This window comes from Roseobacter litoralis Och 149 (assembly GCF_000154785.2).
Classification (GTDB): domain Bacteria; phylum Pseudomonadota; class Alphaproteobacteria; order Rhodobacterales; family Rhodobacteraceae; genus Roseobacter; species Roseobacter litoralis.
Genome location: NC_015730.1, coordinates 4256958 through 4268886 on the forward strand (window position 1 = coordinate 4256958; position 11929 = coordinate 4268886).

8 protein-coding genes are annotated in these 11929 nt (G+C 56.4%); 3 read left to right on the top strand and 5 right to left on the bottom strand.

The features are described 5' to 3' along the window. Position 1: 1 nt before the first annotated feature. A complete protein-coding gene (infB, locus tag RLO149_RS20440; RefSeq protein WP_013963986.1) occupies positions 2-2476 on the top strand; it encodes a translation initiation factor IF-2 in 2475 nt (824 codons plus the stop codon). A 333-nt stretch (positions 2477-2809) separates the two neighbouring features. On the opposite strand, the gene RLO149_RS20445 is transcribed toward infB, so the two are convergent. Genes RLO149_RS20445 through RLO149_RS20455 form a run of 3 tightly spaced genes read right to left on the bottom strand, consistent with a single transcriptional unit; the run spans position 2810 to position 5317 of the window. Further along, positions 2810-3208 (bottom strand): (deoxy)nucleoside triphosphate pyrophosphohydrolase, encoded by a 399-nt coding sequence (locus RLO149_RS20445; protein WP_013963987.1) that lies wholly within the window; start codon positions 3206-3208, stop codon positions 2810-2812. 18 nt (positions 3209-3226) lie between these two features. Next, entirely contained in the window at positions 3227-4453 is a 1227-nt protein-coding gene (gene argJ, locus RLO149_RS20450; protein WP_013963988.1) for a bifunctional glutamate N-acetyltransferase/amino-acid acetyltransferase ArgJ, read from the bottom strand. A gap of 6 nt (positions 4454-4459) precedes the next feature. Then, a complete protein-coding gene (locus tag RLO149_RS20455; protein ID WP_013963989.1) occupies positions 4460-5317 on the bottom strand; it encodes a peptidylprolyl isomerase in 858 nt (285 codons plus the stop codon). A 174-nt stretch (positions 5318-5491) separates the two neighbouring features. Here RLO149_RS20455 and secA point away from each other — a divergent pair, with 174 nt between their 5' ends. After that, positions 5492-8206, top strand: coding sequence for a preprotein translocase subunit SecA (secA, locus tag RLO149_RS20460; RefSeq protein WP_013963990.1), 2715 nt, complete (start codon positions 5492-5494; stop codon positions 8204-8206). A gap of 134 nt (positions 8207-8340) precedes the next feature. Further along, positions 8341-9900 carry a phosphate ABC transporter substrate-binding/OmpA family protein gene (locus RLO149_RS20465; RefSeq protein WP_013963991.1) on the top strand — a complete coding sequence of 520 codons (1560 nt, stop codon included), beginning with the start codon at positions 8341-8343 and terminating at the stop codon, positions 9898-9900. Between the two features lie 4 nt (positions 9901-9904). Here the strand turns inward: RLO149_RS20465 and radC are convergent, their stop codons facing one another. Together radC and dnaJ are read right to left on the bottom strand one after the other, a co-directional pair. Then, positions 9905-10666 (bottom strand): RadC family protein, encoded by a 762-nt coding sequence (gene radC / locus RLO149_RS20470; protein WP_013963992.1) that lies wholly within the window; start codon positions 10664-10666, stop codon positions 9905-9907. 101 nt (positions 10667-10767) lie between these two features. Further along, on the bottom strand, positions 10768-11922 hold the full coding sequence (gene dnaJ / locus RLO149_RS20475; protein WP_013963993.1) for a molecular chaperone DnaJ: 1155 nt from the start codon (positions 11920-11922) through the stop codon (positions 10768-10770). Between the last annotated feature and the right edge of the window lie 7 nt (positions 11923-11929).

An 11929-nucleotide genomic window follows, 5' to 3' on the forward strand; every position in this document is an offset into this window, starting at 1 on the left:
CATGAGCGATACTGACGGCAAAAAAACTCTGGGTCTTCGCGGCGGTGCGCCGCGTCCAGGCAACGTAAAGCAAAGCTTTAGCCACGGGCGGACCAAAAACGTCGTGGTGGAGACCAAGCGCAAGCGCGTTGTGGTGCCCAAAGCAGGTGCGACGACGTCGGCAGGTGGTAAAGCACCCATCGGGGATCCCTCCAGACGACCCGCCGGAATTTCCGATGCGGAGATGGAGCGCCGCCTGAAAGCGGTCAAAGCGGCGAAAGCACGTGAGGTCGAAGAAGAAGCGGCCCGTGTTGCCGAAGAGAAAGCGCGTGCCGAAGACCGCGAGCGCCGTCGTGCCGAACAGGAAGAACGCGAACGTGCGGAACGTGAGCGTGAGGAAAGCCTGAAAGCCAAGGCCGAAGAAGACAAGCGCCGCAAGGACGAGGCCGAAGCTGCTGCCAAAGCTGCCGCAGCGCCAGCCGCCGAACCTGTTGTTCAGCGCCCTGCAGCCAAAACAGGGCCAGAGCCAGCACAACGGAAACAACAAGATCGTGACCGTGAAAACAAACGGGGCGGCAAGGGCAACGACGATAGCCGCCGGTCCGGTAAACTGACGCTGAATCAAGCGCTTGCCGGGGGTGAAGGCGGTCGTCAACGCTCAATGGCGGCGATGAAGCGCAAGCAGGAACGCGCACGCCAAAAAGCGATGGGCGGTCAGGTCGAGCGTGAAAAGGTCGTGCGCGATGTGCAGGTGCCTGAGGCGATTGTCGTCTCTGAACTTGCGAACCGCATGTCCGAAAAGGTCGGCGAAGTCGTCAAGGCGTTGATGAACAACGGCATGATGGTGACACAAAACCAGGCGATTGATGCGGATACAGCTGAGCTGATCGTTCAGGAATTCGGCCACAGAATCGTGCGCGTTTCCGATGCTGACGTTGAAGATGTCATCAAGGAAATCGAAGATGACGATGCCGATCTCAAGACGCGCCCACCGGTTGTTACGATCATGGGCCATGTCGATCACGGCAAGACATCTCTGCTGGACGCCATAAGAAAAGCCAAAGTCGTCGCGGGCGAAGCTGGCGGAATCACGCAGCATATCGGGGCCTATCAGGTCAAAACAGACAGTGGTCAGTTGTTGAGCTTTCTCGACACGCCCGGTCACGCGGCCTTTACGTCGATGCGGTCCCGTGGTGCACAGGTGACAGATATTGTCGTGCTTGTCGTTGCTGCTGATGACGCGGTTATGCCGCAAACCATCGAAGCGATTAACCACGCCAAAGCTGCTAACGTGCCGATGATCGTGGCGATCAACAAGATTGACCGCCCGGCGGCTGATCCGACCAAAGTGCGTACGGATCTGTTGCAGCACGAGGTTATCGTTGAGCAGATGTCTGGTGAGGTTCAGGACGTTGAAGTGTCTGCGATCACCGGGCAAGGTCTTGATGAGCTGCTAGAGGCGATCGCCCTTCAGGCAGAGCTTCTTGAACTCAAGGCCAATCCGAACCGTGCGGCGCAAGGTGCTGTTATCGAAGCACAACTTGACGTTGGTCGGGGACCTGTTGCGACTGTTCTGGTTCAGAACGGGACGCTGCGCCAAGGCGATATCTTTGTCGTCGGGGAGCAGTACGGCAAGGTGCGCGCGCTGATCAACGATCAGGGTGAACGCGTCAAGGAGGCCGGTCCATCCGTTCCGGTTGAGGTGCTTGGCCTAAATGGCACGCCCGAGGCTGGCGATGTTCTGAACGTGACATCAACCGAAGCGCAGGCGCGCGAAATCGCGTCTTATCGTGCCAATGCAGCCAAAGACAAACGTGCGGCGGCGGGTGCTGCAACGACGCTTGAACAGTTGATGGCGAACGCCAAGGCGGACGAAGACGTCAGCGAGCTGCCGATTCTGGTGAAAGCGGATGTGCAGGGCTCTGCCGAAGCGATCGTACAGGCGATGGAGAAAATCGGTAATGATGAAGTGCGCGTGCGGGTTTTGCATTCGGGCGTTGGTGCGATCACCGAAACCGACGTGGGTTTGGCAGAAGCGTCGGGCGCACCGATCATGGGCTTCAACGTGCGGGCGAACACGTCTGCCCGAAACACAGCTAACCAGAAAGGCGTCGAGCTGCGCTATTATTCAATCATCTACGATCTGGTCGATGATGTGAAAGCGGCTGCATCTGGGTTGCTATCGGCGGAAATCCGCGAGAATTTCATCGGGTATGCGACCATCAAAGAGGTGTTCAAGGTGACCGGCGTCGGCAAAGTCGCGGGTTGTCTGGTGACCGAAGGTGTCGCGCGCCGTTCGGCAGGTGTGCGTTTGCTGCGTGACAACGTGGTGATCCATGAAGGAACGCTCAAGACGCTCAAGCGCTTCAAAGACGAAGTAGCTGAGGTCCAGTCTGGTCAGGAATGCGGTATGGCGTTCGAGAACTACGACGATATCCGGCCCGATGACGTGATCGAAATCTTCGAGCGTGAAGAGATTACGCGGACCCTGACCTAAAAGACCGTCAACTAAATACAAAAAGAGGCAGCTTTTACGCTGCCTCTTTTCGTTTCTATTCCGTACCCTTCTGTCCTAGTCAGGCGGCTTTTGTGACCGGCATGCCTGCGTAGGTGGTGTTATTTACTCTTACGACAATCCTACCATCAGGCAGCGCCCGCACATAGGTTCCTTGAACAGATATCGTACTGCCTTGAGTTATTGTCCGTAGCATGTCTCTCCTCCCCAGGATAATGACACGATTCAAATCTAGGTTGTATCTCAAAACTTGTCACACATTTGATTCAAATGTGTTAACAAATTTATCTTTTTCGGCACTTTTTTACCGGAATCTTAAAGAAGATCTCGCAAAACCGGGATCAGCGGTAGGTCTGCGGCGGGCATCGGGTAGTTTTTAAGGTCTTTTGCAAATACCCATTTCAAGGATTGATTCTCTTTGGGCATGGGCGTGCCTTCCCATTTTCGACAGGCGAAAAGGGGCATGAGCAAATGAAAATCATCATACCTATGGCTGGCAAAGGTTAAGGGGGCCAGGCAGGATTGCCATGTGTTGATCCCCAGTTCTTCTTCCAACTCCCGGATCAAGGCGTGTTCAGGTGTCTCACCCGACTCGACTTTGCCGCCGGGGAATTCCCACAGACCGGCCATTGATTTACCCTCTGGCCGTTGCGCTAGCAAAATGCGTCCGTCAATGTCGATTAACGCGACGGCGGACACCAGAACAGTTTTCATGTCATAACCTTTGCAGTGTCAGGACCGATAGTCCGCGTTTATTTCGATGTACCCATGGGTCAGGTCACATGTCCAAACGGTCGCCTCGCCAGACCCTAACCCGATATCGGCGTGAATGCGGATATTTTGCCCCTTCATATGCGCGGCAGCATCCGCTTCGACATAATCCGGGTTAACCCAGCCCTCTTTGGCGACCATAATATCGCCAAAATTGATCGACAGCCGGTCGCGGTCCGCCGGAGCGCCTGATTTGCCAATCGCCATGACAACGCGCCCCCAATTGGGGTCTTCACCGGCGATGGCCGTCTTGACCAAAGGCGAATTGGCGACCGACAAGGCATGCGTCTTTGCATCCCTGTCTGATGCGGCTCCAGTTACGGTGATTTCGACAAACTTGGTTGCGCCCTCCCCGTCCTTAACGACCAAGTGGGCGAGTTCTTGCATTACGCCGTGCAACGCATCGCTGAACGTCTGGCTGTCATCCACGGCGACGCCCGATGCACCCGTGGCACAGACCAACAGGCTGTCTGATGTGGATGTGTCGCTGTCTACGGTGATGCAGTTGAAGGTGTTTTCGTTGTGGGCGGCGACGAGTGTCTGCAGATTGGCCTGATCAATTTTGCCATCCGTAAAGATATAGACCAACATGGTCGCCATATCAGGCGCGATCATCCCCGAACCCTTGGCAATGCCCGCAATAGAGACTGTTTCCCCTGCAACCTCAACGGAAGCCGTCGCGCCCTTGGCGAAGGTGTCGGTCGTCATGATTGCCGAGGCGGCGGCCTCCATGGCGGCAGGATCGAGCGTCGCGGCCAGTGTTTCGAGGCGGTCGGTAATGCGCTCAAAGGGCAACGGCTCACCGATCACCCCGGTTGATGCGGTGAACACGCGGGCCTCTGGCAGATCACACGCGCGCGCCGAAGCACTCACGATCCGGGCGACCGCGTCCAGCCCATTGCGCCCGGTGAACGCATTTGAATTGCCCGAGTTCACCAGAATGGCCGCACCATCAGGCGTTGGCCCTCCCAATTTACGCTGGCAGTCCAGAACGGGCGCGGAGCGGGTTGCCGACTGCGTAAAGACACCGGCAACCGCCGTTCCGGGTGCCAATTTGGCCAGCATTACGTCGGCGCGACCTTCGTATTTGACCCCGGCAGCAACGGTTGAAAACGAAACACCGTCGATGATCGGCATCTTTGGAAACGCCTCAGGCGCCAATGGCGAAACAGCGGTAATCTTGGCCATGCGCTGCTATTCCAACAGATCCAGTCGGTTGATCAATTCGACCTTCTCATCCGTGTTCTCAAAAGGGCTGACCTGAATGTCTGCTTCATCGGCTGCGGCGGCTATGATGGTTGCGGCAGCTTCGCTTGCAAGGCGTGACTGTATGCCTTCCCGCGCTTGCTCAAGCGTCGGGATCTCTTTTTTCCGCGTGTCATTGAGGACAATCACGTGCCAGCCAAACTGCGTTTCAACCGGATCAGAGACTTCTCCGACTTCCAGCGCAATGGTAGCGGCTTCAAAGCTCGGGACCATCATGCCGGTGCCGAACCATCCCAACTCGCCGCCATTCGGTCCGGACGGGCCTGTCGATTTTTCCCGCGCGGTTGCCGCGAAATTCGCACCAGCGTCGATCGCCTCTTTCACCGCAATGGCTTCTTCTTCGGTTTCGAGCAGAATATGTGAGGCGTTGAATTCCTCTTCGGGGTCGATGTTGCCAAATTCTGCATCATAGGCCGCCTGAATATCCTCTTCGGTGATGGCCTGTTCCAGCGCGATCTCGATTGCCTTGGCAGCCTTCAGTGAGCGTTCCTGATTGTCCAGCGCCATCGCCTCCCCTGCGGATAGGCTTTCGATTCCCTGTGCCAGTGCCGTTTGCTGAACGAGCTGTTCAAGAAGACCGTTCCAGAGTTGATCAGCAGGTATTTGATTGTACCGTTCATCCAGCGTGGCGCGCGCCGCGATCATGTGACCCAGCTTGATGTCTTCACCGTTCACCGACGCGACAACCGTGTCCGCCGTGTAGGTAACTTCATCTTGTGCAACCACAGGGGCAGCAATCGCTGCGGTCAACGCGGAAAAAGCCAGAATTCTGAGATGTTTTTGCATGTAATCGTCCTATGAGGGGGCCGCGACGGGGCGCGACATTGACACGGTTTGGCGCGACCCTTACATCCCGCGTGTGGCGCTGCAAGAGTGTAGCGTTTAATAACTTTCTATGGGCTGCGTCGCAGACGAGCAAGCAGATCAGCACCTGCCCGTATCACTTCGGCTGGAGAACGCATGCTGGGCATCGGAACTATTTCAAAAAAGATCTTTGGCTCGCCCAACGACCGTAAAGTTAAAGCGACCCGTCCTGTCATTGCCCAGATCAATGCGCTTGAACCTGAGTTTGAAAAACTCAGTGATGAGGGGATAAAGGAAAAGACCGAAGAGCTGCGCAAACGTGCACTGGAGGGGGAAAGCCTCGATGCGCTGTTGCCCGAAGCCTTTGCCAATTGCCGGGAAGCAGCACGCCGTGCCTTGGGGCTGCGTGCCTTTGATACCCAGTTGATGGGGGCCATGTTCCTGCATCAGGGTAACATCGCCGAACAGAAAACGGGCGAAGGTAAGACGCTGACCGCGACATTTGCCGCATATCTCAACGGTCTGACGGGCCGTGGCGTGCACATCGTGACGGTCAATGAATATCTGGCAAAACGCGATGCCGCATGGATGGGCAGCGTCTTTGGCGCGCTGGGTCTGACAACCGGTGTGGCTTATTCCGAGATGCCGGAAGATGAAAAGCGCGTCGCCTACGCCAGCGATATCACCTACGCGACCAATAATGAGCTTGGGTTTGACTATCTGCGCGACAATATGAAATCCGAGCTGGATCAGATTTATCAAAAACAGCATAATTTCGCCATTGTGGACGAAGTTGACAGCATTCTGATCGACGAAGCGCGCACGCCTTTGATCATTTCAGGACCGTCTCAGGACCGTTCCGAGATGTACAAAACCGTCGATGTGGTGATCCCTCAGGTCAGTGATGAGCATTTTGAACTGGATGAGAAAACCCGCAACGTCACCTTTACGGATGAGGGCAACGAGTTTCTTGAAGAAATCCTGCACGCGCAGGGCCTCTTGGAAGAGGGCCAGTCGCTCTATGATCCGGAAAGCACAACGGTCGTTCACCACGTTAATCAGGGTCTGCGCGCGCATAAACTGTTTCAGCGCGACAAGGATTACATTGTGCGCGACGACAACATCGTTCTGATTGATGAATTCACGGGCCGTATGATGCCCGGACGTCGCTTGTCCGACGGGTTGCATCAGGCGATTGAGGCCAAGGAAGGCGTTGATATCAAGCCGGAAAACATCACGCTGGCCTCCGTCACTTTCCAGAACTATTTCCGCCTGTATGACAAGCTGTCCGGCATGACCGGAACGGCGTTAACCGAAGCCGAAGAATTCATGGAAATCTACGGGCTTGGCGTGGTCGAAGTGCCGACGAACAAGCCCATCGCGCGGGTTGACGAAGACGATCAGGTCTATCGCACCGCACGCGAAAAATACGAAGCGATGCTGGAAAAGATCAAGGACAGCAACGCGAAAGGCCAGCCGGTTCTGGTTGGTACAACCTCGATCGAAAAATCCGAGATGTTGAGCAATATGCTCAAAGAAGCGGGTATTACCCATAATGTTCTGAATGCGCGCCAGCACGAGCAGGAAGCGCAGATTGTGGCCGATGCGGGTAAATACGGCGCGGTTACGATTGCGACGAACATGGCGGGCCGTGGGACTGATATTCAGCTCGGCGGTAATGTTGATCTGCAGGTCATGAATGCGCTGACAGAAGACCCCGATGCGGACCCCGAAGCTTTGCGCGCCAGCATCGAGGCGCAGCACGCCGATGAAAAGGCCAAGGTGCTTGCGGCGGGTGGTTTGTATGTTCTCGCCTCGGAACGCCACGAAAGCCGGCGAATCGACAACCAGCTGCGTGGTCGGTCCGGTCGTCAGGGGGATCCGGGTCGGTCGTCCTTCTTCTTGAGCCTCGAAGATGACCTTATGCGTATCTTCGGGTCGGAACGGTTGGAGAAAGTCCTCAAGACGCTTGGCCTCAAAGAGGGTGAGGCGATTGTGCACCCTTGGGTCAATAAATCACTCGAACGGGCGCAATCAAAGGTCGAAGGCCGCAACTTTGACATCCGCAAACAGCTGCTGAAATTCGACGACGTCATGAATGAGCAGCGCAAGGTGATCTTTGGTCAGCGCCGCGAGATCATGGAAGCCAAGGACCTGTCCGAGATCACGACGGATATGCGCCATCAGGTCATCGACGATTTCATCGAACAATATCTGCCGCCTAATACCTACGCCGATCAATGGGATTCCGACGGTCTCTATGCGGCGGTTCAGGAGCAACTGGGCATTGATGTGCCCGTGATGGACTGGGTCGAGGAAGAAGGCGTGGATGACGAAGCCATCCGCGAACGTCTGGTCGAGGCGACAGACAGCATGATGACTGAAAAGGCCGGACAATTCGGCGCGGAAAACATGCGCAACATCGAAAAGCAGCTCTTGCTGCAGGCGATTGACACAAAGTGGCGTGAACACCTGCTGACGCTTGAGCATTTGCGCTCGGTTGTTGGGTTTCGCGGCTACGCGCAGCGTGACCCGCTTAACGAATACAAAAACGAATCCTTCCAGCTTTTCGAAACCATGCTGGACAGCCTTCGTGAGGACGTAACGCAAAAACTGTCGCAAATCCGCCCGATGACCGAAGAAGAACAACAGGCCATGATTGAACAGATCCGCGCGCAACAAGCTGCTGCGCAGGCGGCCGCCGCGGGTCCCACAATTTCGGCAGAGGCCGGGCCCGTCGCGGCGACGGCGGATACAGCTGTCGCATTTGACGAAAGCGATCAGTCAACTTGGGGCAATCCGGGCCGTAACGAACCTTGCCCCTGCGGATCGGGCAAGAAATTCAAACACTGTCACGGGCGGTTGATCTGAGCGGTCTGATTTGGGTGCTGGTGTCACCTGTTGGGCCGCTCCCTGATCGGATGTACGTGTCTTTCCGGTGTTGAATAATTCGGCGCCAAGCCTGAAAGTCGCCCTTAAGTAGAAACTGCACAGGGCGGCCCAATATGGCGATGAAAACTGCGGTACTCGGCGCAGTGTTGTTCCTTTTCGGCAGTGCGGTCATTGCCGCAGCGCAGGACGTCACCCTAACGTCGCGCGACGGTCGTATTGAGATCATGGGCGCTTTGATGGGTTATGACGGCGAATTCTATCGCCTTGATACGATTTATGGTGAGCTTACGATCGACGGGAGCGGTGTGACCTGCGAGGGCCCCGGATGCCCGCAACTCGAAGACTTCGTCGCGGAGTTGTCGATATCAGGCTCAGCAACGATGGGTTCCGTACTGATGCCCGCGCTGGTGGAGGGGTTTGCACAGCGCAATGGCTATGAAGCGCAGCGTGAAACCCTTGATGCCACGCATTTTAACTATTCTCTGACTGACCCCGGCACGTCAAAGCGGGCCGCTGTTTTCAGATTTCGAATCACAACCACAGACGAAGGTTTCGCGGATCTCTTGGCCAATGAGGCGGATGTGGTGATGTCCTTGCGCGAAATAACCGCGGATGAAAAGCAGCGCGCTTACGAGGCGGGTATGGGGGATATGACGGACCAGAACCGGTCCCGTGTGCTTGCCCTGGACGCCATCCTGCCCATTGTTTCGCCGCAAAACCCGGTGCAAGAGATCTCTCCGTTAGATCTGGCGCTGTCGTTTGCGGGTGAGATCGACAATTGGGCGCTTTTGGGCGGCCCTGATGCGCCGATATCCGTGTATGCGCCTGACGCGCAAACAGGTCTCGCCCAGGCGGCCAACGATGGCATTCTGTCGCCTGCCGATCTTGGCATGTCTGATGATGTGATCCGCGTGACAGGCGGGGATGCCATGGCTGTTGCCGTCGCCAGTGATCCCTTTGCCCTGGGCCTTGCGAGTTTCGCTGAGATTGGAAACGCCCAACCGTTGGTCTTGAAAGGCACCTGTGGGGGCGTGTTGCGCGCGACGCGGCGCTCGATAAAAACGGCGGATTATCCGCTTACGGCGCCGATGTTTTTATACACGCCCGCGCGTCGCTTGCCCAAAGTCGCGCGGGAATTTCTGGCTTTCGCGCAAAGTTCTGCGGCGCAGGCTGTGATCAGGCGTTCTGGGTTTGTGGATCAGGCACCCGAAGAGGTCCCGATCACGCAGCAAGGTGACCGCCTTGCCAACGCAATTGCCGCCGCCGGGGCCGAGATACCGTTGTCAGAATTACAACGGATTGTTCAGCGGTTGGGTGGAATGAAACGCCTAACCACCTCGTTTCGTTTTGAGGCCGGGTCGGCGCGATTAGATGCACAATCGCGTTCAAACGTCGTGCAACTGGCCCATGACCTTGAACAGGGTCGGTTTGACGCGCGCCAGATGATTTTTGTGGGGTTCAGTGATGGGCAGGGATCGGCAGAGGCCAATATGGAAATTGCATTATCGCGCGCCAATTCCGTTGCGGACGCTGTTCGTACCAAGGCCGAAACGGCGGATTTGATGCAGATTGATATGCAGGTGGATGCGTTCGGCGAGGCCATGCCTCTGGCCTGTGACGACAGTGTTTGGGGACGTCAGGCGAACCGCCGGGTCGAAGTCTGGGTGCGGTAAAAGGTCAAAGATACCCTTCGGCGCGAAAGCTCAATTCGGTCGATTTACCGATGATCAGGTGGTCGTGCAACGTCAATCCTAAGGTTTGGCAGGCTGCGTTGATCTGATCCGTCATTGAGATATCCGACTGCGACGGCGTTGGGTCGCCGGAAGGATGGTTGTGCACAAGAATGAGCGCGCTGGCGTTGAGTTCCAAAGCGCGTTTTGCGACCTCTCTTGGATAGACGGGAACGTGATCCACGGTGCCTTTGGCCTGTTCCTCATCCGCAATCACGGTGTTTTTCCGATCCAGAAAAAGAACGCGAAACTGTTCCGTTTCGCGGTGCGCCATCGTCGTGTGGCAGTAATCAAGCAAAGCGTCCCATCCACTGAGCACATGACGTTGTAGAACACGCGACCGGGCCATGCGATGCGCCGCTGCTTCAACGATTTTCAATTCGGTGATGATGGCATCCCCAACGCCTTTGATGTCGCGCAAGCGCTGCGGGGAGGCGGTGATCACCCGATTAAAATCTCCGAAACGTTCAAGCAGCGTTCGCGCCAGCGGTTTCACGTCGCGGCGGGGAATGGCGCGAAACAAGACGAGTTCGAGCAGTTCATAATCCGGCATAGCATTTGCCCCGCCTTCCATGAAACGCGTCCGAAGCCGTTGCCGGTGATCGACCATGTAGGACGGGGTTTTTCCCGGAGGTACGGCGACCGGCTCGGCCTCATCAAACAGGAATGCTTGCGGCGCCTCGGCGAAGGTATTTGGGTCCTGGCTCATCGGAGCAGGGTAGCGGCATCATGGTTTCTGATTGGTTAAAGCATCAGGATTCTGGAGCGAACTTGATCTGTCCGCTCCAATTAGGAAAACCACCGGTGAACCTAGCCCTTCATGCTGTCCCAAAAGCTCTTCACGGACGAGAAAAAGCTTGATGATTCCGGGTTGTTGTTTTCGGACAGCTCATCAAATTCCGCCAATAGTTCCTTCTGGCGCGACGTCAGATTGACCGGCGTTTCGACTGCAAGCTCGATAAACATATCACCGGCAGACCCGCCCCTAAGGGCAGGCATACCCTTGCCCCGCAACCGCATCTGTCGCCCTGATTGGCTGCCGGATGGAATCTGAACACGGCCACGGCCGCCGTCGATCGTTGGCACCTCTATGGAACCACCAAGCGCTGCTTTGGCCATGGACACGGGAACGCGGCAAAACAGGTTTGTGCCATCGCGTTGGAACAATTCATGTTCCGCAACTTCGATGAAGATATATAAATCGCCCGACGGGCCGCCACGCATGCCTGCTTCACCCTCACCGGCGAGCCTGATGCGCGTGCCCGTTTCGACCCCTGCCGGGATATTGACGGAGAGTGCGCGATCCTTTTCAACCCGCCCTGCGCCTTGGCAGCTTTTGCAGGGGTTCTTGATGATCTGACCAAGACCGGAGCATGTCGGGCAAGTGCGCTCGACCGTGAAAAACCCTTGCTGCGCCCGTACTTTTCCCATGCCCGAACATGTGGGGCAGGAGGTTGGTTCAGAGCCACCTTCGGCGCCCGAACCGTTGCAGGTTGTACATCCTATCGAGGTTGGAACGTTGATGGTTTTTTGCAATCCGCCAAAGGCTTCTTCGAGGCTGATTTGCAGATTGTACCGCAGATCCGAGCCGCGCGAGACACGGTTTCCGCCGCCACGCTGACCACCACCTGCAAAATTCCCGAACAGATCGTCAAAAACATCTGAAAACGCCGACGAGAAATCCTGATTGCCGCCAAAGCCGCCACCGGGACGTCCGCCACCGCCGCCGCCCATGCCACCTTCAAAGGCTGCGTGACCGTAGCGGTCATAGGCGGCTTTTTTTTCAGCGTTCTTCAGAACTTCATAGGCCTCGTTCGCTTCTTTGAACTGGGCTTCGGCGCTCGGGTCATCCTTGTTCCGGTCAGGATGCAGCTCTTTGGCTTTGCGGCGATACCCCTTTTTTATGTCATCGCTCGAAGCGCCCTTGGAGACGCCAAGCACCTCGTAATAATCACGTTTTGCCATGAAAATA

Excerpts from the sequence above, each read along its gene's own strand:
- radC (WP_013963992.1), bottom strand. The coding sequence starts at position 10,666 with ATGAGCCAGGACCCAAATACCTTCGCCGAGGCGCCGCAAGCATTCCTG.
- RLO149_RS20445 (WP_013963987.1), bottom strand. The coding sequence starts at position 3,208 with ATGAAAACTGTTCTGGTGTCCGCCGTCGCGTTAATCGACATTGACGGA.
- infB (WP_013963986.1), top strand. The coding sequence starts at position 2 with ATGAGCGATACTGACGGCAAAAAAACTCTGGGTCTTCGCGGCGGTGCG.
- argJ (WP_013963988.1), bottom strand. The coding sequence starts at position 4,453 with ATGGCCAAGATTACCGCTGTTTCGCCATTGGCGCCTGAGGCGTTTCCA.
- RLO149_RS20465 (WP_013963991.1), top strand. The coding sequence starts at position 8,341 with ATGGCGATGAAAACTGCGGTACTCGGCGCAGTGTTGTTCCTTTTCGGC.
- dnaJ (WP_013963993.1), bottom strand. The coding sequence starts at position 11,922 with ATGGCAAAACGTGATTATTACGAGGTGCTTGGCGTCTCCAAGGGCGCT.
- RLO149_RS20455 (WP_013963989.1), bottom strand. The coding sequence starts at position 5,317 with ATGCAAAAACATCTCAGAATTCTGGCTTTTTCCGCGTTGACCGCAGCG.
- secA (WP_013963990.1), top strand. The coding sequence starts at position 5,492 with ATGCTGGGCATCGGAACTATTTCAAAAAAGATCTTTGGCTCGCCCAAC.